Below are 21,335 nucleotides of genomic sequence, written 5' to 3'. Positions count from 1 at the left end.
TCTCGCTTTTGCTCTGCGCCCTGCTCTTAGTCGTTTCGCCGCATCGGATTTGTCCGAAAACCGCTGCGCACTTTTCGGTCCGATGCTCTATCCGCTCTCGGCCAGGGAACCAAGCTTTTCCGCCGCCCGCGCCGCCGCGATGAAACTGGCAATTTTGCCAATATCCTTGACGCCGCGCGCGCTTTCGACGCCGGACGAGACGTCGACTCCCGAGGCGCCAGTCGCGCGAATCGCCTCCCCGACAGTCTCCGCCGTCAGGCCGCCGCCGATCAGCCAGGGCTTGGCAAAACGGCGCCCGCGCAGCAGCGCCCAATCGAAGGCCCGGCCGTTGCCCCCCGGCAGCGCCGTGACGTCGGCGGGGAGGGCATCGAACAGCAGCAGGTCCGCGACCGCCTCATAATCCGCAATACCGGCGACGTCGGCGGCGCTGGCGAGGCCGATCGCCTTCATCACCGGGCGGCCGAATTTCGCCCGCAGGGCGGCGACCCGCGCCGGCGGCTCGTGCCCATGCAATTGCAGAATATCCGGCTCAAAAGCGGCAATAGCCGCGGCGAGCAGGTCGTCGCCGGCATCGACCGTCAGCAGCACCTTCCGCGCCCGGCCCGCAACCCCGCCAGCCAGCGCCGCCGCGGCCGCCAGAGGCACATGCCGCGGGCTTTTCGGAAAATGGACGAAGCCAACCATATCGGCGCCTGCCGCGAGCGCGGCGCCCAGCGTCTCCGGCGTCGAAAGTCCGCAGATTTTGACGATCATGCCCATGCGGCGGCTTTTACACGCTGCCGCGGCGAAAAACGAGGGCCGGAGCGTTTTCGAGCGAAGTGGGAACCGGTTCGCGTCAAGAAAACGCGTCAGAAACAAAACCTGAAGCTTCGGTTCTGCTCCGTCCGAACCGAAGCTTTAGGAATGGCCCGCCTGGCTGCGCAGCCGTGCGGCCTCGGCGCGGCTCTCGCGCAAGGCCCGGCGATGCTTACCCTGCGACAGCCAGGTAAAGAAGCCGCCGAGGAGAACGCCAATGACGATCGCGACGATCAATACGACGAACAGCGGCACCTCGATCGCGCCGGCGGCTGTCGAGGTGAAGGGATCGAAGGACACCGTCACGGCATGCCTGTTCGCGACGGCCAAGGCGAGGCCGATGATCGCGAGCGGCAATAGAATGAGCACTTCCAAAAAGCGTTTCATCCGCAATCCCGCGGCTGCAACGGCAGGCGTACAAAGCGCATCGCGCCGTTCACGTCTCGCACCGGAATTTGTCCGATGCTCCGGTTACCCTGCATAGCCGTCGTTAAGCCGTTCGCGCATTTCCTTGCCGGTCTTGAAGAACGGCACAGCCTTTTCGTCGACAGAAACATGCGCGCCGGTGCGCGGGTTTCGACCGAGGCGCGCATCGCGGTGCTTGACCGAAAAGGCGCCGAAACCACGCAATTCCACCCGGTCGCCGCGCGCCAGGGCATTGACGATTTCGTCGAGGATGGCGTTCACAATCTTTTCCACGTCGCGCAGATAGAGATGCGGGTTGCGGTCAGCAATCCGCTGCACGAGTTCCGATTTGATCATATTCCGCCCCTTGCCGCTCGTCACTGAACCGCGCTCCGACCCCGTTGAAGCCGCAGCCGGCGTGCCCTACCCCCAGAGCACACCCGTTCGCGCCAACCCCTGTCCATGCTCAAAGCTGATCGCCAAGCCGAAGATGCTTGGCCGCTAATTGGTTGGATCAACCTGCCAAATCGCTACAAGACCGTCAAGTAATTGTCCTTGCGCATAAGTTTCTGTATGCTCAAGCACACGCGCGAGAGAAGAAAAGCCCAAAACATCGGCAACTTTCGCCGCGCTGCTCAATATGCCGAGGCGCTGCAGGCTGCTCTTTGAGCTCCAATCGTGGACCGGCAGCCCGTGCGGGACTTTTTTGACCCGTTCAAGCCAGGCAATCGCCTGCGGTTCCTCGCCGATCTCGTCCACGAGCTTCAGCCCGATAGCCTGCCGGCCGGTGAACACGCGCCCGTCGTCCACGGCCGCCAGTTGGGCGTCGGTGAGCCCGCGGCGGTCTTTTACGAGGCCTTTGAACCAGCCGTAGCTGTCGGCCACAAGCGAAGCGAGGGCGGCGCGAACCTCGGGCGTGGTCGGCTCGAAGCCACTGGGCTCCGCCTTGAGCGGCGAGGATTTCACCGTATCCATTTTCACCCCGACCTTATCGAGAAGGCCCGAGACGTCGGGATATTGAAACAGCACGCCGATGGAACCGACCAGCGCATTGCCGGGCGAGACGATGTGATCCGCGCCGATCGCGGCGATATAGGCGCCCGAGGCGGCCAGGGTGCCGACAACCGCGACAGTTGGCTTTTTCGCCGCGAGCTGACGCAAGGCAATGAAGAGCTGTTCCGCGCCCGTCGTCGTGCCACCGGGGCTGTCGATCGACAGAATCACCCCCTTGGTATTCGGCGCGTCGGCGACCTCGTGGATGAGCTTCAGCGTCGCGCGGTCGCCGGTGATCAGCCCCGTGATCGTAACCCGTGCGATCTGCGGCGCGGCGGAGCCGAAGCCCAGCCCGCTGCGACCGGATATTTTCAGGCCGGCGAGCAAAAGCCCGATGATGAGCAGCAGGATCGAAGCAACCCGCCAGAACGACAATTTCCGCTGCAACTGCCGCCGATCGACGATGTAATCGGCGGGGGATGTGTTCGACATGTCTTGTTCCTCGGCCAAAGCCGCACGGACCCTAAGACGCGTGGCAGGGCGGCGCAAGCCCACGCCCTTCCGTGCCCGGTCGCGCTTGATCGAGCGCCATCAGAGCGAGACCCGCAGCGACCGACTGGAAGGCATCACCGAGATGCACGCGCTCCGCGTGGAAGCGGTTTTGAAAGAGTGCGCGAACGGCGGGCACGAACGATGTGCCGCCTGTGAGGAAAACCGCGTCTATATCCCCAAATTCCAGACCAGCTTGAGCGACGGCACGCTCCATCGCCTCCGCGAGCTTTGCGAGATCAGGCGCGATCCAGGCCTCGAAATCGCGCCGCGTTATCTCGCTTTCGATCACAATGCCTTCGCGATCGAAGCGGAAGGTCACCGTATCGGCATCCGACAAAGCGGCTTTCACACCGTTGACGACGCGATAAAGATCGAACCCCAAATCCATCTCGATCATCGTGCGAAGATCTTCAAGCATCCGCGGCGCTTCGGCGACGGCGATGAGCTTGCCCAATTCGGTGAGCGCCGCGCCGGATTTCAGCCACGACAACTGGTGCCATTGCGCGAAAGCCGAATAAAAATAAGCGGGGATGGGCAGAAGCTTGCCGAATGATCGATAGGACGTTCCCTTGCCGAGCTGCGGCGCCACCACATTCGTAACGATGCGATAATCGAACGTATCTCCGGCAACGCCGACGCCCGTATGAGCCAGTGGCTCTGCGACGAAAGCCTTACCATTGCGTCGAAAGCGCAGGACGGAGAAATCGCTGGTGCCACCACCGAAATCGGCGACGAGCACGGTTTCGTCACGCGTCAACCCGCGCGCGTACCAATAGGCTGCGCCCACAGGCTCATAGGCCAGCGCAACCTGCGGCAAGCCCGCATCGGCATAAGCTTTGGTGAGTCGGCCGATCGCCAGCGCCTCGTCCGGCCGTTCGCCAGCAAAGACCACGGGTCGACCGCTGAAAATTGGCAGCGTCCGCACCTGATCGCGACCATCGAGCAAATGATTCAGAAAGGTAGAAACGAGGCGCTCTATCGTGAAACGCTCACCATAAAGCCATGTCTCGCTGAAGAACGGACTCGCCAGATAGGTCTTGATCGACTGGATGAAGCGCTGCTCGTCTTCGGCGGCGATCGCGCGTTGCAAGGCCGCCGGACCCGCGACGTGCTTGAGCGAACGGCCCTCGCGCCAGAACATCAAAGCCGTGCGGAACGTGTGCGTCGGGCCGCCGAAACTTGGCCAACTCAAAGTCTCGACCTGCCCCCTTCGGTCGGCGATGGCGACAACGGAATTCGTCGTGCCAAAATCGATGCCGACAGCGCAGATATCTCCGTCATTCATTGGCATATCTGAAATTGAGCACAAAGAAGCCCGCGCGGATTGCGCCGCGCGGGCCCGGATCGATAAATTTCGAGGAAACTTTTATTCCTCGTCGGTTTTCTTCTTGGCGCTCTTCTTGCCCTCGGAATCGCGCGCCTTCAGCGCGGCGCCGAGAATGTCGCCGAGCACCGCGCCCGAATCGGCCGAGCCGAACTGGGCGATGGCTTCCTTCTCTTCAGCGACTTCGAGCGCCTTGATCGAAACCGCGACCTTGCGGGCGCGGCGATCGAACTGGGTGATGCGCGCATCGACCTTTTCGCCGACGGCGAAACGATCGGGACGCTGATCGGCGCGATCGCGTGCCAGTTCCGCGCGCTTGATGAAAGCGACGAAATCGGTGCCGGCGATTTTGACGTCGATGCCGCCTTCTTTGACCTCGATCACCTCACAGGTGACGATCGCACCCTTCTTGTAGTCGGGTCCGCTTTCGTCGGCCGGCGCTGCGGCAAACGGATCGGAGGCGAGCTGCTTGATGCCAAGCGAGATCCGCTCCTTCTCCTGATCGACGTCGAGCACCTTCGCCTTGACGATGTCGCCCTTCTTGTATTCCTCGATCGCCTGCTCCCCCGGCTTGTTCCAGTCGAGATCGGACAAGTGGACCATGCCGTCCACATCGCCCTCGAGGCCAACGAACAGGCCAAACTCGGTCTTGTTCTTGACCTCGCCCTCGACCTCGCTGCCAATCGGATGCTTGGCGGCGAAATCTTCCCAGGGATTGGTGAGCGTCTGCTTGAGGCCGAGCGAAATGCGGCGCTTGACCGGATCGACTTCCAGAACCTGGACATCGACTTCCTGGCTCGTCGCGACGATCTTGCCGGGATGGACGTTCTTCTTGGTCCACGACATTTCCGAGACGTGGATCAGGCCTTCGATGCCCGGCTCCAGTTCGACGAACGCGCCGTAATCCGTGATGTTCGTCACGCGGCCGTGGATGCGGGCGTTGACCGGATATTTGGCTTCGATTCCCTGCCACGGATCGTCGAGCAATTGCTTCATGCCGAGCGAAATGCGGTGGGTCTCGTGGTTGATCTTGATGATCTTGACCTTCACCGTCTGACCGATGGCGAGGACCTCGCTCGGATGGTTGACGCGGCGCCAGGCGATGTCGGTGACATGCAGGAGGCCGTCGATGCCGCCGAGATCGACGAACGCACCGTAATCGGTGATGTTCTTGACCACGCCGTCGATGACCTGCCCCTCTTCGAGGTTGGCGACGATCTCGTGGCGCTGCTCGGCCCGGCTCTCCTCGAGCACGGTGCGGCGGGAGACGACGATATTGCCGCGGCGGCGATCCATCTTGAGGATCTGGAACGGCTGCGTCACATGCATCAGCGGCGCGACATCGCGGATCGGGCGGATATCGACCTGGCTGCGCGGCAGGAAGGCCACGGCGCCGTCGAGATCGACGGTGAAGCCGCCCTTGACCTGATTGAAGATGACGCCTTCGACCTTTTCCTGCTTCTCGAAAGCTTTTTCGAGCCGCACCCAGCTCTCTTCGCGGCGTGCCTTGTCGCGCGAGATCACGGCCTCGCCGAGCGCGTTCTCGATCCGCTCGAGATAGACTTCGACTTCATCGCCGACCTTCGGCGCGCCTTCGCGGCCCGGTCCCTGAAATTCCTTGAGGGCGACGCGGCCTTCGGTCTTCAGACCGACGTCGATGACGGCAACATCTTTTTCGATGGCGACGACAATGCCCTTGATAACCGCGCCCTCGAGAGCTTCGTTTTCGCCATAGCTCTCATCGAGAAGCGCCGCAAAATCCTCGCGCGAAGGCGCGTAGGTGGTGGTTGATGTCATAAGTTCTCCTGAAAAGCCCAATTGGGCTGAACGCCGGGGGTTAAGGGTTGAAGGAGCTTTTTGCCTCCGTGGCCTGCCAGAGGGCAGGATCACCCGCATCAAAAAGGCGGGCCGGCGTCGGACGGTGCAAAAAACCAGGTTCGGGCGGCTATGTAGCAAGCGCGGCGGCCCTCGGCAAGGGCAAGCTGCTCCATTGCGGCGCACAAACTCGATATATTGCAGACGATTCCGATTCCCGGATACGTTCGACCCGGATTCTCAATTGATCGAGTAATTATATTGCCGATTCCCGATTATCAGACGCTTATGCTTCCTGTTCTAAAGTTGGCGGCACGTGGCGAAACGAGCGTTCCCGAAATAACGGGCGAACTCGTGGCCCAGTTTGGTTTGACAAAGGAGGAACGCGACCAAGTTCTCCCGAGCGGCCGTCAAACCGTCCTGCATAATCGCATCCATTGGGCCAAATTTTATATGAGTAAGGCCGGTTTGATCACATCGCCGCGCCGTGGTCGGTTTATCGCCAGCGAGATTGGACGCGACCTTATTGCCAAAAACCCTGGTCAGATAAACGTAGATCTTTTGCTTAAAAATCCGGCATTTAAGGAATTTTATCGCGGGTCGGGCGGCGCCGATTCCGTTAATTCCATGAGCCCGGCGAACGCCTCATCCGCAGGTCTCGCGGCCACCGTCACTCCAGAAGAACAGATCGAAGCCGCTTATCTTGCCGTTCATTCGGCCCTTCAGACCGATCTATTGCAGAGGATGCTTCAGAACAGCCCCAGCTTTTTTGAACAGGTCATTGTTAGTCTTCTTGTCGCAATGGGATATGGCGGAAACTATCGCGACGCAACTCGGCGGCTTGGTCGCTCAGGTGACGGTGGCGTTGATGGAATTATAAATGAAGACCGGCTGGGATTGGATCGTGTCTACGTTCAGGCAAAGCGATACACTCCCGGCAACACTGTCGGACGACCCGAGGTGCAGTCTTTCGTCGGTAGCTTAGTAGGCCTTGGCGCAGCTAAGGGCGTTTTTGTGACAACGTCCACCTTTAGCCAACAGGCATCAGATTATGCCAGAAATCTACCCCAGCGGGTGATCTTGATCGACGGGAAAACCCTGACGAGCCTGATGATTGAACATAAGGTAGGCGTGCGTGTCAGCCGGGCGCTTGAGTTTAGTCGTCTGGACGAAGATTTTTTCTCCGAAGAAGAATAGCTATCTTCTAAGGTCGTGCCGCGGCTTTTGATCTCTTTCCTTCGACAATGCTGAGTGCGGTCCGAAAGGCGGCCTCGATATCGAGATCCGTCGTGTCGAGCTCGACCGCATCCTCGGCCAACCGGAGCGGCGCCAGAGCGCGGGAGGCATCCCGGGCGTCACGGCGCCGGATTTCCTCCAGAACCGCTTGATAATCGACGGCCTCGCCTTGACCCTTAAGCTCCAGCGCGCGGCGGCTGGCGCGAGTTTCGGGGCTCGCCGTCACATAGATCTTCGCCTCGGCCTGCGGACAGATGACCGTGCCGATATCGCGCCCGTCGAGGACGGCGCCGCCGGGCCGCGCGGCGAAGCTGCGCTGCATGTCGACGAGCGCTTGGCGCACCTCGGGGATGGCGGCGACGATCGAGGCCGCCTCACCCATGTCGCGGCCGCGCAGTTCCTTGGTATCGAAATCGGTCAGCGAAAGGCCGCGCGCCGCCGCGACGGCGGCATGGACATCGGAAAGATTCTGCCCATGCTCGATGAGCGTGCGGGCAGTGGCGCGATAAAGCAGCCCGGTATCGAGATGCGGCAGGTTGAGATAGTCCGCAAGGCGGCGCGCCAGAGTGCCCTTACCCGAGGCCGCGGGCCCGTCGATCGCCACGATCATGAGAAGTGCGCCCCAAGCCCCGCCAGCGCCGCCTGAAAGGTCGGGAAGCTGGTCGCGATCATCGCCGCATCGTCGATCGCCATGCCGCGCTTCGCCGCAAGCCCGAGGCAGAGGAAGCTCATGGCGATGCGATGGTCGAGATGCGTCACCGCAACGCCGCCGCCCGGCACGCCCCTGTCATGGCCGCGTCCCGCAACAATCAGATCGTCCCCCTCGATGATGCTCTCGACCCCGGCGGCCGCGAGCCCATCTGCGACCGCCACGAGACGGTCGGATTCCTTGACCCTGAGCTCGCTCAAGCCGCGCATCCGCGTTTCGCCGGTGGCGAAGGCCGCAGCGACCGCAAGGATCGGATATTCGTCGATCATCGCCGGGGCCCGCTCGGCCGGAACATCGACGCCGCGCAGATCCGAGGCGCGCACGTGCAGATCGGCGACGCTTTCACCGCCTTCGTCACGTTGGTTGATCAGCTCGATTTGCGCACCCATTTCGAGGAGCGTTTGCAGCAGGCCGACGCGCAGCGGATTCATCATCATGCCTTCGATGACGATATCCGAGCCCGGCACGATGAGCGCCGCGACCAGGGGAAACGCCGCCGAGGACGGATCGGCTGGCACTTTGATCTCCGCTGGGTGCAGGGCCGGCCGGCCTTCGAGCGTGATTCTGCGGCCATGGGCCTCGAACGGCTCGCTGGCGACCGTCGCACCGAAATGCGCCAGCATCTTTTCCGTATGGTCACGGCTTGCCTGCGGCTCGATCACCACCGTGCGGCCCGGCGAATTGAGCCCGGCGAGCAATACGGCCGATTTGATCTGCGCCGAGGCGACCTTGGTGCGATATTCGATCGGCAAGGGCTCCGGCGTGCCCTTCAGCCGGATTGGGCAACGGCCGCCCTCGTCCTGCGACAGAACCTGCGCGCCCATCAGGACCAAAGGATCGAGCACGCGGCGCATCGGCCGCTTCCGCAACGAGGCGTCGCCGTCGAACGCGGCGGTGATTCCATGGCCGCCGACGACACCCATCATTAGCCGCACGCCAGTGCCAGCGTTGCCGAAATCAAGTGTCTCGCGGGGCTCCAGCAGCGTGCCGATGCCGATTCCATCGACCTGCCAGAAGCCCTCGCCGAGGCGTTCGATTCGCGCGCCCAGCGCCCGGCAGGCCGCGCCGGTGTGGAGCACATCCTCCCCCTCCAGCAGGCCACGGATCTCCGTCCGGCCGACCGTCAGCAGGCCGAGGATAAAGGCGCGATGCGAGATGGATTTATCCCCAGGCGGACGCAGCCGGCCTTTCAGCGGGCCGCCCGGCGCCGTGCTTAAGGCCGCGCCCGGGGGCGAAATGCTTATCGAAACAGCCAAAATCCCTCCACGCCCGGCAAATTCGCTGCGCTGCTCGTAGCATGCGAGTTGGGGAAAAGTCATGGGCCAATCAGCCCGGCTATCCCGCCATTTTTAGCAGCGGGCCAGACACGATCTCTTGGGGACGACCCCGTGAAGTTCCAATTGACACGCGCCTTAGGGCTTACTAACGGGAGCCTTAAGCGCGCCAATGTGGCGGGGACGCGACATTCGCTTGCCGGGCGCAAGCGAAGATGGGCGGCGTCCCTGCCGAGGTGTTCAACGATCCTTAGAGGCCAAACCGTGGCGAAACTCGAGCTCGGTAACAAGCGTACCTGCCAGCAATGCGGCACGAAGTTCTTTGACCTGAACAAGAACCCGGTCATCTGTCCCAAGTGCGGTGCCGTTCAGCAGACCGTCGCCCGCGCGAGCCGTGCGGCGGCCGTCGCGAAAGATGAGGAAGAGCCTGAAACGGGCGTAGAGCTGGTTTCGCTCGACGAGGTCGAGGCGGGAGAAGCCGCGCTCGAAACCGTTGCCGAGGACGATGTCGAGATCGAAGACGAGGGCGGCGACGACGACACCTTCCTCGAAGAGGAAGAGGAAGACAGCGACGACGTCACCGGCCTGATCGATGGCGATATCGCGCCGGACGAGGAGCCGTAGCTCACAAGAAAGAGCCGGTCCGCCGCGCGGAATGGCGGCTTGTCGCGGTAGGCTATTATGTCTATATAGCCGCTCCGCGCCGGCCCGGTCTGGCCACAAATCCACCCAAAGATTTGCGTGGCGCGAAAGCGTGGGGTCATAGCTCAGTTGGGAGAGCGCTTCAATGGCATTGAAGAGGTCGTCGGTTCGATTCCGTCTGGCTCCACCATTCAAATCAAAGGCTTGATCGTATCGGCGCTGAGCACCGGCGAAGCCTCGGCACAACCGAAGCCTCCGGTCATCGTCGCGCGGGAAAGACCCGAAATCGAAACCCGCGGGGCCGCAAGGTGACTCCCGATCGAGCCGATGTTCCGACCCTGCGCGAACTCGCGGGCGGTCGCTGGCGAAAGGCCATCGGAAACATCCCCTATTGGTGGGAAGCCGCGCCGCCGGAAAACGGAAAAGACACGCCGCTTCCCCAAAAAGTCGATGTCGTCATCGCCGGCTCCGGCTTTACCGGCCTTTCGGCGGCTCTGACGCTGGCGCGCGAAGGACGCCGCGTTGTTGTGGTCGATGCCGGAGTGCCGGGCTTTGGCGCGAGCACGCGCAATGGCGGCCAGGTTGGCAGCGGAAATCAGAAATTCCGGGTCAAGACGCTCATTGCAATGAAGGGCGAGCGCAAGGCGGTCGAGCTGCTTCACGAGGGCGTCGAAATGCTTGACGGCATCGAACGCCTCATTCAGCGCGAACATATCGACTGCGACTTCACGCGGTGCGGACGCTTTCGCGGTGCGATGCGGCCCGAGCACTATGAAGCCATGGCACGGGACATGAAGGATTTACGCCGCTACGCCGATGTCGAATCCGAAATGATCCCGCGGGCCGAGCAGCGAAAAGAGATCGGCACCGATTTATTTTATGGCGGATCATTGCTGCCGCAGGATGCCTCCCTGCATCCGGGGCGCTATCACGCGGGGCTTTTGGCGCGCGTGCGGGACGTTGGCGGCCTTGTGCGCGCAAACGCAGCGGTCAAAGACATCGTTTCCGAGAAAAACCGGCACCTTGTCCGTTTTGACGGATTTGACGTCGAGGCGCGAGACGTCATCGTCGCGACGAACGGCTACACGAAAAATGTCGGTCCATTCTTCGCCAAGCGCATCGTCCCCGTTGTATCCGCGCAGATCGCGACAGGCCCTATTCCGCCCGAACTCTTCGACACCCTCTTCCCGAAGCGGCGAGTCTTCGGAAATTCGAATCGCGTCTTCTTCTATTTTCGTCCCGCGCCCGGCGAATATCGGCTGATCTGGGGTGGACGCTCCAGTCATATTGCGCGCCGGGGTTCAGCCGCGGCCTACGCACATCTTGCAAGCGACCTCCTCCGCGCCTTTCCGGAACTTGGCGAGATAAAATTGAGCCATGCCTGGGATGGGACGATAGGATATACATTCGACGAATTTCCGCATCTCGGCCGCACGGTCGATGGCATCCATTACGCTATGGGCTATTGCGGCACGGGCGTTTCGCGAGCCACCCATTTCGGCCGCAAGATCGCTCTCCAATTGCTCGGAAAGCCCGAAGGCGAAAGTGCCTTTAGCGACCTCTCGTTTCCGAGCCATCCCCTGCATTTTGCGGCGAAGCGGGCGGTGCCACTCATCGAGACCTGGTATCGCCTTCGAGATACCGGCAACTTCTAACGAACCCTCGCCATTTCCTCCGCTCAAAACGAACAGACGCAAGATCGGTGGCATCTCGCACGCGGAAACCGGGGCGCATTGTCAATCGGCCATCTCGCCTGTAAAGCTCCAGATTATCCATTATTAGATCACGGTCAGCGTGTCCGATAAAGAAAGCCCGGAGGGGCAAATCTCCTCCACCTTGCGTCGCGCCATTCTCCTGGCGCTCTTCATCATCTTCTGTCTGGTCGCCTATGGCGTCATGCTGACGCGGTTCAATATGGCGAAAGCGCCCGTTGAAGCCGAACTCGGTGCGCCGCCCAGCGAGGCACAGGTCCGGCTTTACCTGCAGCCCACGCATATCGATCCGGTCAACCATGCGATCCAGGTACGGATCAATCTTCTGCCGGGGTCTACGGCGGCCGGCGCAACAATGATCGCAGATCGAAACTACGTTCTGAGAATCCAGCACAGCGAGCAGACCGAGCAGATCAATGTGAAGGCCGGACAGCCCTTGCCGGAAGCGACGTTCGAGTTTTCCCTCGAAGACGGAAATGTCCGCGATTACCCGTTCGACCGTTATGTTTCTTCGACAGTGCTTTCCGCGAGCGCGTTGACACAGGACGGCTCGGTTCGCCCCCTAGCGATCGGGGTTACGGCATGGGAGGGGCTTTTTGGATTCGTCGTGGAGGCCGCAGAGCGCCCCGCTCCGGCGCCGGGCGCGCTGGCGCTCGAATTCGTCTTCAGCCGCACAAGCGCCGTCGCATTCTTCAGCCTCGCCATCTACGGCGCGATGTTCTTCGTGGCGATTTGCGCGCTGATGATCGGCGGCCTGGTTTTCATCGGTCTGCGCAAGATCGAGGTGCCGTTCGTCGGCGCGCTCGGCGCAATGATTTTCGCCCTGCCGGTCCTGCGCAACGCCCTGCCCGGCACACCGCCGCTCGGCGTGCGGGCCGACGCCCTTATCTTTTTCTGGGCGGAACTCAGCGCGATCGTCGGGCTTTGCCTTTTCATTTTCGCCTGGGTACGCAGCGGCGCCAAACCCTGACGGAGCAAGCCGTGACGGAGATCGGCCCGTCCGCCGCCGCGGCTGCCGTTTCTGGACCCATGAGTTTCTCCTGCCCCGGTTCTTTTCAGGGGCTCCCCGGCTGTCCACGATCGCGCCATCGACGCGCCGCCATGCCGGGCGCGACGTCGGCCGCCGGGGGGACGCCCACCGGCGAGACTTACAGCCACGGCAAAGAGGTTCCCGAGAATGACCGAGGCTTCGTCACCCGTCTCCGACCGCACGCGCCTGCGCCGCTATCATTGGCTCGGCAAATACGATCGCCAGACCATCTATGACATTATCGACGCCGGCATCATCTGCCAGATCGGCTATATCTTCGACGGCAAGCCCTATGTGACACCGACGAGCCATTGGCGCATCGATGATTATGTCTATTGGCACGGCTCGTCGGCGAGCCGGATGCTCAAGACGCAGCAAACGGGCATCCCGGTCTGCTTCACCGTCACCCATCTCGATGGCATCGTTTTTGCGCGGGCGGCGATGAACCACAATGTGCAATTCCGCTCGGTCATGGCCTTCGGCAATGCCGAGTTTGTGGAGGAGGACAAGAAGCGCGAGGCGCTCGCCGCGTTCACCGACAAGCTTGCGCCGGGGCTCTGGGATTATGCCCGCCCGCCGAACGAACAGGAATGGCTGGCGACGAAAGTCATCCGCCTGCGCCTCGATGAAGCCTCGGCGAAGGTCAACGATCTCTTCGCCGGCGACGAGGAGGAGGATCTGGCCTCCGACCGCTGGTCGGGCGCGGTTCCGCTCTACGTGGCGCAGCGCGACGTCATCCCCGACCCGAAATTGGCGGCGAACATTGCCATGCCGGATTTCGCGCGGTTATTTAGATATACGAAAAAATAGCCAGGCTCGAGCAGGCGCCATTCTGGCCGGCAAGCCTTCTTGACCGGCTAGATTTGGAGAACCGACCGTGCTCATCGAGCTTGGATTGGTGCGCGAGACCGGCGCGAGTCTGCAAGCGCAGATCGTCGATCAGTTGCGCGGACAGATCGTCAGCGGACGGCTGCCGCCCGGCTTCGCACTGCCGCCCTCGCGTGAACTCGCGCGGCAATACAATGTTTCGCGAAATACCGTCATTCACGCCTACGAACGCCTGGCCAGCGAAGGCTATCTCTCCGCCATCAAGGGTGTAAGAACCGTCGTCGCGGATACGATCCCCGAGGCATGCCTTCTGGTTGGCAAGATGACGGACGCGGGTCCGGATCTCGCCCGTCCCACGGCGCGGGCGCCGGTTGTCTTCAAGGGCGAGGCGCTTGCGGTGACCCCGCAAGCTCCAAACGCGAAACCCGTCGTGGACTTTTGGCCCGGGCGCGTGAACCGGACGCTGTTTCCGATCACGACATGGCGCAAACTGGCCGATGATGCACTGAGCTCACTTGCCAGCGAATTGACGGACTATGGCGACCCCGCCGGGTTACCCGCCTTGCGGGAAGCGATCGCTCATCACGTCTCGCTCTCACGCGGCGTCACATGCTCCGCCGAGTCCGTGATCGTCACCGCCGGCACGCAGGAAGCAATCAACCTCATTGCGCGTATGCTGGTCACGACCGGCACCGGCGTCGTGGTCGAAGATCCATGCTATGGGAGCCCCGCGCATACATTCCGCAGCTATGGCGCGCGCCTCTGCCCTGTTCCCGTCGATCGCGACGGACTGATAACCGACCTTTTGCCCGAACGGGATGTGAGCTTCGCCTATGTGACGCCATCGCATCAGTTCCCGACGGGCGCGACGCTCACGCCCACGCGGCGGCGGGCCCTCCTCGACTGGGCGCATCGCAGCGGCGCTTATATCGTCGAAGATGATTACGACAGCGACTATATTTTCGACGGGCCGCCGATGCTCTCGATCGCCGGCGCGGATGCTGGAAACTGCGTTATCTACGTCGGCACCTTTTCCAAATCGCTCGGTGCCGGCGTACGCACCGGTTATCTCATCGTCCCGCCGCAACTCATCTCCGTCGCCCGCAAGGTCAAGACGATGGGCAATTACGGGCATCCCTGGCTCGAACAGGCCATTCTGGAGAGCTTCATCAACAGCGGCGGCTATCAGCGCCATCTGCGCACCATTCGCAAGGCCAGTTCCGAGACGCTCAATTGCCTGACATCACGGCTGCAAACATCTTTCGGTCCGCTCGAAATCTGGGGGATCAACGGCGGCATGCATGTCATGTGGCTTCTGCCGGACTGGATGCCCGCACCGGAAGACTTCAGGACACGCCTCGCTGCGCACGGCGTCAGCGTTCATACGCTCGAATCCGGCGGCGCCTATTGCCCCTCCGGCTTTTACCGCGACCGCGCCATTCTGCTGGGCTATGCCGCGCTCGGGCAGCGCGAGATTATTCGCGCGGTCGATATCATGGCGCGTGTATTCGCCGACGAACTCCGTACGCACACGCCGAACAATGTGCGGCCTGCCTTCGCCGATTGAGCGAACTCGGCGACAGACACGCAAATGGGGCGCCCGATCCGGACGCCCCATTTCTTCGAAATGCGGAAAGTTTTAGGTGTTTTTATGGATCTGGTGCGATGCCTTGTCGGCGGCATCCTTCACCGCCGATTTCGCGTCGCCCACGGCCTTTTGCACATGGCCCTTGAGCTCCTGCGCCGCACCTTCGGCCTGAAGTTTTTCGGAACCGACGGCCTTGCCGACGCCGCGCTTCACTTCGCCCGCAACTTCATTGGCAACGCCTTTGATCTTGTCCGTCGAGCTGCTCATAATCTCGAACTCCCTGATTGACGTGGGACCGAGAAACGGCTCAGGACAAGAAGGGTTCCGGAAATTCGCGCACGCCGGTTGAAGGTTACGAAGATTTCACGCGAGCGTAAGCGTCGCCGGCGTCTCCTGCGCGACCTCGCGCACGATCGGCTCCAGGGCCGCGAAAAGCGCTTCATCTTCCGGCACGGCCGCGTTCGGCGCCGTCAGCAGGGTTTCGCCATAGAAGAGCGAATTGGCGCCGGCGACCATGGAAAGGATTTGCGCTTCGCGGCTGAGGCTTCCTCGCCCGGCCGAAAGCCGGACGACGCTGCGGGGCATGACAATGCGCGCCGTCGCGATCATCCGCACGAACTCGAGCGGATCGACCTTCTTGCGGCCGGCGAGCGGCGTTCCGTCGATCGCCGCCAGAGCATTGATCGGCACGCTTTCGGGATGCGGATCGAACGCCGCGAGCACGGCGAGCATGGCGGCGCGATCGCGCACGCTTTCGCCCATGCCGATGATGCCGCCGCAGCACATTTCGATGCCGGCGTCCCGCACCGCCTGCAAGGTGGCGAGTCTGTCATCATAGGTGCGGGTCGAGACGATCTGCGAATAATAGTCCGGGCCGGTGTCGAGGTTGTGGTTATAGGCGGTAAGGCCAGCCTCTTTGAGCCGCTCGGCCTGCGGCTCGGTCAACATGCCGAGCGTCACACAGGCTTCCATCCCCAGCGCGCGGACGCCGCGCACCATCTCCAGCACCGAGTCAAATTCCGCTCCGTCGCGCACCTCGCGCCAGGCGGCGCCCATGCAGAACCGATCGGCCCCCGCGTCGCACGCACGTTTGGCGAGCGTCAGAACCTCGGCAACTGGCATAAGCGGCGAACGGGAGAGCTTGACCTCGCGATGATGCGCGGATTGGGCGCAATAACCGCAATCCTCCGGGCAGCCGCCGGTCTTGACGCTGAGCAGACTCGCCTTCTGCACGTAATTGGCTGGCTGATAGGCCCGGTGGAGGCGGTTGGCCTCGCCGATCAATTCGAGCAAGGGGCGATCATGAACGGCGAGAATCTCATCGACCGTCCAATCGTGGCGGATATCCCGGGAAGAAGCGTCCATCGGTGCAGGTCTAAGGGGAAACCGGCGCAAACACAAGAACGCAGCGAAAACAGATATATGATCCCTATTTGACGATAGAAATTGTCGCGCCGCCCGCGCCGTCCTATCTAAAGCCCATGCTCCTTTCCCTGGCGCTCGATGCCTTCGCCGAAATCTTCACACCGCCGTTCCGGCGCGTCCTTTACAAGACGCTCGCCCTGACCGCGCTGCTGCTTGTCTTCGTCTTCGCCGCGGCGGAAACGACGCTGACGCATTTCCTCGTCCTGCCCTATCACTGGCTCACGACGGGCGTGACGCTCATCGCCGCTCTGGCGCTGCTGATCGGCTTCGCCTTCGCGATCACGCCGGTCTCCTTCGTCGTCGCGGGCTTCTTCTTCGACGAGCTTGCGGCCAAGGTCGAAGCGGATATCGACCCGAAACATCCAGGCGCGACACCGCTGCTCGGCGCACAGATCCGGGTTACCGCCGTCTTTGCGGCCTTGGCGCTCGCGCTCAATATCGTCGCGCTGCTGCTGCTTCTGGTGCCGGGCGTGAACGCGGTGATTTTTCTTATCGTCAACGCCTATCTGCTCGGCCGCGGCTATTTCGAACTCGCCGCCCTGCGCTACAGCCGGATCGAGGACGTCGCCCGCATCCGCCGTGCCAATGAATGGCAGATTTTCCTCGCGGGGCTGTTCATCGCGGCGCTCGCGGCTGTGCCGCTCGTCAACCTGCTGACGCCGCTCTTCGGCGCCTCGCTGATGGTGCGCCTTCACAACAAGCTCGCCGCAGCCTCCGCTATTCCGGCGAAGTCCTAGCGGGCAAGTCCAGCCAGTTTGGTCGCGAGCGCGGCGGCGTCACCGGCGAGATGCACGGATTTCAGCCGGCTCGAGCCGCCCGATTCGAGGTGCAGGCTGCTCGGCGCGACGCCGAGAGACTTGGCCAACAGGCGAATCAGCGCTTCGTTGGCCGCGCCCGCCTCGGGCAGCGCGCGGACACGCACTTTGAGAACCGCGCGGCCATCCGCCAGGGCCTCGACCCCGACGATCTCGTCGCGCGAGGATTTAGGCGTCAGCCGCACAGCGAGCGCCAGGCCATCCTTTCGCGCCGTCCAGGGCCGTCCCTCCGGCATTGGGGGACTAAATGACGTTGGGATAGATGTAGCGCTCGATAATGTCCTGGATGAGGAAGATCAGCAGCAGCAGGATGACCGGCGAAATGTCGAGGCCGCCCAGCGCCGGCAGGACATTGCGGATGGGCCTCAATAACGGCTCGGTCACCGCATTCAGCGCATTCCAGATCGAGCGTACGAAGTCGTTGTGTACATTGATCACGTTGAAGGCGATGAGCCACGACAGGATCGCCACGATGATGATCACATACGTATAAAGCTGCAGAACCAGCAGAAGAACGTCGAGAATCGCGCGCATAACGGCTCCGGAACCCGCAGGGAACTCCCGTTTAGCCGGGAGCGGGCCGAGGGGCAAGCCAAGCTCTTGCACGCCCCGGCGCAGCCACTTCTCAGCGCATTGACAGTCGCGGCATGAGGGACGTAAACAGCGCGCTGGCCGGGGCTGTAGCTCAGATGGGAGAGCGCTGCAATCGCACTGCAGAGGTCGTGAGTTCGAATCTCATCAGCTCCACCAATAAAATCAGTAAGATACGTCATCGTCATATTCGATTTTTCGGCGCTAGCTACAGAGCGAACGAGACTTGTTCGCCGGGAACGAGCCAGCCCAGCTCGTCGATTCTCGCCAATCTGTTGCCACCGACTGCATTCCCTCCGTCGCGGCACCGACTTTACCGCCCGTGACCGCGTCGTCATTCTTCTTTCCGTAAAAGCAGGCCTGTGCGCCTGCGAGATTGCTCGTCTCGACTGGTCAATGGTGCTCGATGCCCATGGCCAACTCAGCGGCTTTATCGAAGTCAGAGACGCAATCGCTAAAAAGCGTGGCGGCCGCCGTATTCCGATGCATGCCCACCTAAAAAGCGCGCTGGTCACGCTGAAAGGCCGACGCGTCGCGGCCGGCCCTGTTATCCGCTCAACTCGCGGCGGTTCCATGCGGCCAAATAGTCTCGTCAACTGGTTCGTCACACTGTTCAAAGCGCTTGAGTTCAGCGGTTGCTCTTCGCACTCCGGCCGGCGCACATTTATAACGAACGCCGCGCGCAATGCGCATCGCACGGGCTGCAGCCTGCGAGATGTTCAGTTATTGGCGGCCACAAGTCGATCGAAGTGACGCAAGCCTATATCGACGGCCATACAAACAGCCAGCGCCGGCTCGTAGCGCTGAGCTGATTCTCTTGAACTCTGATTACGAATGACGGCGTTCAATCACCTATGAGGTCAAGGGCAAGCAGTATGTGTTCGTGCTCTCCGATATCGGCGGCAGGTTGAGGGACGCTATGCGAGGCCGATCACAAAATTCTTTTTAATATTTTTCCCGATCAACCCCCTGCACACTACCGGCAACCAACGTGAGATCAGCGTTGCGGAGCTTCGTCGCGGCTTCATTCAAGGCCGAGACATCGCAGGAGACGATGATTAAACTCAATCAACCGGCTGCCCTCGCGGCGCTGCTTTCATTCTGGGTGTCTGGCGGCGCATTAGCGGAGGCGGCACACAGCAATTTGCATCATTGGCGTCCCGCGTATCACCGGTGGCACAACACGACACAGTGGATCTATTCTGGGCGAGTGCGCGACGGGCGTTATGGGAGCGTACCCGACGCCGATCCATACGATGGGAGTCGCTACGGAACTGCGCCGGGCGGTGATCCATACGACGGTGGGCCGCCTCCGTGACTGAGCCAAAGGCCGCCCAAGGCCAGCACATCATTTGAAGGATATTGCGCGCCTTGACGGCTTTGCGTCGAGCGTGAAAAGCCCCCGTCATGCGGTGGCCAATGTCTTGAGTGAGGTATACCCAATGGGCTGGTCAACGACACTATCGTCGGGCTGGGGCGCACCGCGAGCATGCGGCGTTACGGTGCCGCCCTCCAATAGGGCCCATCGCCTTCAGCGTTCTCGCAATGACGCTCACGCAAAGAAAAACCCCGGAAGACATTGTCTCCGGGGTTTTGTGATTCGCTGATCGAACGATCAGAAGACGAACTGCGAACGCGCTGCGATCCAGTCGACCGTGCCGCCGTAATGGTTCGGGCCGCCCAGATAGGCCGGGACGTTTACGACCACATGCTCGTAATCGAGCATGAAGCGGAGATTGTTATTCGGATACCAGGTTGCGCCAGCGCCATAAGACGTCTGTTCGCCGCCAAGGATCGCCGCACCAGCGCCAGTGCCGGTGGCGTTGCCACCGTTGTAGTATGGCGCGGCTGCATTCAGATCGACGATGTCGAAGCGTCCGGCGAGTTCAAGAGCGCCCCAATAGCCGGTGCCGAGAACGAACGGATGATCTGGAATCACGCCCGAATAAGCACCAGTTCCCGGCACATAATAACGCCGGCCACCAAAGGTGTAGCTGCCCTGGACATAGCCGCCATTGAAAGCGACCGCCGGCCCATTGGTCGCCTCATAAACGGCGCCCGCTGCCCCCTGATTCCTCGTGTCGATAATGTAGTGATAATATTCACCCTGGATGAAGGCGTTTTGGTAGGTCGCCGCCGCCTCGGCGCCGAACACCTGGCCACCGTGCGCGGCGATGGTGTTGGTGCCGATCAACTGGGTCGGATCGATACGCAGCTCCGGACGATCACTCAGGCTGATCCCCTCGACGCTGGCGCTGCTGCTATTGACGCGCGGCAGGAAGGTGTCGGCGAAGTTGAAGCCGACATGCAGCGTGGCATTGTTCGCCTTGTCCTGAAAGATATTGTAGCTCGCGCGGAACAGACCGGCATATTGCGGCCCGATACCCGTGCCATACGGCGCACCCGTAGCCGGGTTGTAAGAGGTATAGGCATTATTCGAATGCAACTGGCCAGTCGTCGGTCCAGTCAGGAAGCCACCGACCCAGAGCCGATCCGTATTCGAGTGGAAGCCTAAGGCCGTGCGATTATCGCCGCCGCCGAATGCCGTGGCGATAACCTGCGAGCTCGCGCGCTCCATGAAGAGGATGTTCGGCGATCCAACCGGCTCGTCGAGAGTCCATGGCACGTCGATCGCGCCGATGGTGAACTCGGTCGGCAGCGGGCCGCCGTGCTTGTAGAGACCGTCATAGCTGATGAACGCGTTTTCGATACCAGATGCAGCACCGTTATTGGTGATACCGGTCGCGGCATTCGAATAGCCGTCAGACGTGCCGCCCAGATCGTACTGAATGCGGTAGGCCCAATCGCCGAGGAAAACGCCTTGTACGCCGATGCGGGCGCGGCGGAAATTGATGCCGCTGGCGAGACCTGCGTTCCCAAGTCCCGCCTTGCCGGGCGGGGTAAGGCCGGGGCTGACCTGATGATAACCGACATAGCCGCCGGTATCGATGTTCAATTGGCCGGTCAGCTCGACCGTGTTTTGAGCGTCGGCATCGGCGAAGCCGAAGTGCACCGGGCCCTTCGAGCTCTCGATCACATGCGGGCCGAGCAACGGCGGCGGTTCAGCGTCCTTGGTGGCGTAGATCGGGCCGCCGTGGCGCTTCAGATGATGGATTTCGGCACGCAGGGCGCCGATCTCGGCCTGCTGGCGTGCCTCGATCCTGTGGATCTCGGCTTGCAGCTTGGCGATCTGCGCGTCGTCTGCGAAAGCCTGGCTTCCCCAGACTGCGAGAAGGCTCGACGAGGCGAGGAAGACGAGGAATTTGCTTTTGCGAGCGCTGCGGATGCGGCCCGAGGTCAGTTCGTTTGTCATTGCACCCCCCAAAGGATGCATAAACTTAAATTTATAAAGCCCCTTTTAGTCAACCGCGCTCCGGCAATACGGCGCGACTAATCATACTGTGTGGGATTTAGACCACAGCTAAGCAGGACTAAATGTAGAAAAAGAAGGGTTTTCTATAGCATAGGCTCATCGAAGAATTATTTTCGCAGCATACATAGCGCCGTCATGAAAGTGTAATATGAGCGTTATATTGGCTTTGAACTGGTTACAAGCTGCCGGTGGAAAATATAACATTTGGCGTGCGGCTATACCGACTCA

Annotated in this window: 21 protein-coding genes and 2 tRNA genes; 10 read left to right on the top strand and 13 right to left on the bottom strand. The window is 61.6% G+C overall.

The genetic code is table 11. The annotated features are described in order from the left end of the window. Positions 1-87: 87 nt before the first annotated feature. From CWB41_RS08925 to rpsA, 6 genes are all read right to left on the bottom strand, one after another. On the bottom strand, positions 88-759 hold the full coding sequence (locus tag CWB41_RS08925; RefSeq protein WP_115837144.1) for a phosphoribosylanthranilate isomerase: 672 nt from the start codon (positions 757-759) through the stop codon (positions 88-90). A gap of 138 nt (positions 760-897) precedes the next feature. Next, on the bottom strand, positions 898-1,182 hold the full coding sequence (locus CWB41_RS08920) for a lipopolysaccharide assembly protein LapA domain-containing protein (RefSeq protein ID WP_115837037.1): 285 nt from the start codon (positions 1,180-1,182) through the stop codon (positions 898-900). Positions 1,183-1,266: 84 nt separating this feature from the next. Then, on the bottom strand, positions 1,267-1,557 hold the full coding sequence (locus CWB41_RS08915; protein WP_115837145.1) for an integration host factor subunit beta: 291 nt from the start codon (positions 1,555-1,557) through the stop codon (positions 1,267-1,269). A gap of 144 nt (positions 1,558-1,701) precedes the next feature. Continuing rightward, the gene (gene sppA, locus CWB41_RS08910; RefSeq protein WP_115837038.1) at positions 1,702-2,685 is read right to left on the bottom strand and encodes a signal peptide peptidase SppA; all 984 of its coding nucleotides are present in this window, start codon (positions 2,683-2,685) and stop codon (positions 1,702-1,704) included. Between the two features lie 31 nt (positions 2,686-2,716). After that, positions 2,717-4,030, bottom strand: coding sequence for an Hsp70 family protein (locus tag CWB41_RS08905; RefSeq protein WP_115837039.1), 1,314 nt, complete (start codon positions 4,028-4,030; stop codon positions 2,717-2,719). A gap of 81 nt (positions 4,031-4,111) precedes the next feature. Further along, positions 4,112-5,866 carry a 30S ribosomal protein S1 gene (gene rpsA, locus CWB41_RS08900; RefSeq protein ID WP_115837040.1) on the bottom strand — a complete coding sequence of 585 codons (1,755 nt, stop codon included), beginning with the start codon at positions 5,864-5,866 and terminating at the stop codon, positions 4,112-4,114. Between the two features lie 279 nt (positions 5,867-6,145). Here rpsA and CWB41_RS08895 point away from each other — a divergent pair, with 279 nt between their 5' ends. After that, positions 6,146-7,081: a restriction endonuclease gene (locus tag CWB41_RS08895; RefSeq protein ID WP_115837041.1), complete on the top strand. Its 936-nt coding sequence runs from the start codon at positions 6,146-6,148 to the stop codon at positions 7,079-7,081. A gap of 7 nt (positions 7,082-7,088) precedes the next feature. On the opposite strand, the gene cmk is transcribed toward CWB41_RS08895, so the two are convergent. Both cmk and aroA read right to left on the bottom strand, forming a co-directional pair. Next, complete coding sequence (gene cmk, locus CWB41_RS08890; protein ID WP_115837042.1) at positions 7,089-7,730, bottom strand: (d)CMP kinase; 642 nt, start codon at positions 7,728-7,730, stop codon at positions 7,089-7,091. Continuing rightward, complete coding sequence (gene aroA / locus CWB41_RS08885; protein ID WP_245411314.1) at positions 7,727-9,073, bottom strand: 3-phosphoshikimate 1-carboxyvinyltransferase; 1,347 nt, start codon at positions 9,071-9,073, stop codon at positions 7,727-7,729. The genes cmk and aroA overlap by 4 nt, the downstream gene beginning before the upstream one ends. Positions 9,074-9,367: 294 nt before the next feature. Between aroA and CWB41_RS08880 the strand changes: the two genes are divergently transcribed. The 6 genes from CWB41_RS08880 (at position 9,368) to pdxR (ending at position 14,882) form a co-directional block, all read left to right on the top strand. Then, positions 9,368-9,727, top strand: coding sequence for a TIGR02300 family protein (locus CWB41_RS08880; protein ID WP_115837044.1), 360 nt, complete (start codon positions 9,368-9,370; stop codon positions 9,725-9,727). A gap of 132 nt (positions 9,728-9,859) precedes the next feature. Next, positions 9,860-9,935: transfer RNA gene (locus CWB41_RS08875), tRNA-Ala, on the top strand. 118 nt (positions 9,936-10,053) lie between these two features. Beyond that, positions 10,054-11,400, top strand: a complete 1,347-nt coding sequence (locus CWB41_RS08870; RefSeq protein WP_181902974.1) for an NAD(P)/FAD-dependent oxidoreductase — start codon at positions 10,054-10,056, stop codon at positions 11,398-11,400. 139 nt (positions 11,401-11,539) lie between these two features. Next, a complete protein-coding gene (locus tag CWB41_RS08865; protein WP_115837045.1) occupies positions 11,540-12,427 on the top strand; it encodes a DUF4436 family protein in 888 nt (295 codons plus the stop codon). A gap of 207 nt (positions 12,428-12,634) precedes the next feature. Then, the gene (locus CWB41_RS08860; RefSeq protein ID WP_115837046.1) at positions 12,635-13,297 is read left to right on the top strand and encodes a pyridoxamine 5'-phosphate oxidase family protein; all 663 of its coding nucleotides are present in this window, start codon (positions 12,635-12,637) and stop codon (positions 13,295-13,297) included. A gap of 67 nt (positions 13,298-13,364) precedes the next feature. Beyond that, a complete protein-coding gene (pdxR, locus tag CWB41_RS08855; RefSeq protein WP_115837047.1) occupies positions 13,365-14,882 on the top strand; it encodes a MocR-like pyridoxine biosynthesis transcription factor PdxR in 1,518 nt (505 codons plus the stop codon). Positions 14,883-14,954: 72 nt separating this feature from the next. On the opposite strand, the gene CWB41_RS08850 is transcribed toward pdxR, so the two are convergent. Continuing rightward, positions 14,955-15,170 (bottom strand): CsbD family protein, encoded by a 216-nt coding sequence (locus CWB41_RS08850; RefSeq protein ID WP_115837048.1) that lies wholly within the window; start codon positions 15,168-15,170, stop codon positions 14,955-14,957. Positions 15,171-15,266: 96 nt separating this feature from the next. Then, a complete protein-coding gene (gene bioB, locus CWB41_RS08845) occupies positions 15,267-16,268 on the bottom strand; it encodes a biotin synthase BioB (protein ID WP_115837049.1) in 1,002 nt (333 codons plus the stop codon). Between the two features lie 68 nt (positions 16,269-16,336). Here bioB and CWB41_RS08840 point away from each other — a divergent pair, with 68 nt between their 5' ends. Then, a complete protein-coding gene (locus CWB41_RS08840) occupies positions 16,337-17,065 on the top strand; it encodes an EI24 domain-containing protein (protein ID WP_245411304.1) in 729 nt (242 codons plus the stop codon). Here CWB41_RS08840 and CWB41_RS08835 read toward each other — a convergent pair. Both CWB41_RS08835 and CWB41_RS08830 read right to left on the bottom strand, forming a co-directional pair. After that, positions 17,062-17,379 (bottom strand): DUF167 family protein, encoded by a 318-nt coding sequence (locus CWB41_RS08835; protein WP_115837051.1) that lies wholly within the window; start codon positions 17,377-17,379, stop codon positions 17,062-17,064. The two genes, CWB41_RS08840 and CWB41_RS08835, sit on opposite strands and share 4 nt — an antisense overlap. 7 nt (positions 17,380-17,386) lie before the next feature. Continuing rightward, positions 17,387-17,677, bottom strand: coding sequence for a YggT family protein (locus CWB41_RS08830; protein WP_115837052.1), 291 nt, complete (start codon positions 17,675-17,677; stop codon positions 17,387-17,389). A gap of 140 nt (positions 17,678-17,817) precedes the next feature. Here CWB41_RS08830 and CWB41_RS08825 point away from each other — a divergent pair. Continuing rightward, positions 17,818-17,893 (top strand) — tRNA-Ala (locus CWB41_RS08825). Between the two features lie 237 nt (positions 17,894-18,130). Continuing rightward, positions 18,131-18,487 (top strand): site-specific integrase, encoded by a 357-nt coding sequence (locus CWB41_RS08820; RefSeq protein ID WP_245411305.1) that lies wholly within the window; start codon positions 18,131-18,133, stop codon positions 18,485-18,487. An 862-nt stretch (positions 18,488-19,349) separates the two neighbouring features. Here the strand turns inward: CWB41_RS08820 and CWB41_RS08815 are convergent. Next, complete coding sequence (locus tag CWB41_RS08815) at positions 19,350-21,047, bottom strand: OprO/OprP family phosphate-selective porin (RefSeq protein WP_165204195.1); 1,698 nt, start codon at positions 21,045-21,047, stop codon at positions 19,350-19,352. Positions 21,048-21,335: the final 288 nt, after the last annotated feature.

Source organism: Methylovirgula ligni, assembly GCF_004135935.1.
Lineage (GTDB): Bacteria > Pseudomonadota > Alphaproteobacteria > Rhizobiales > Beijerinckiaceae > Methylovirgula > Methylovirgula ligni.
Note: the sequence above shows the minus strand (reverse complement) of the source record. Positions and strands in the feature narration are given on the sequence as shown.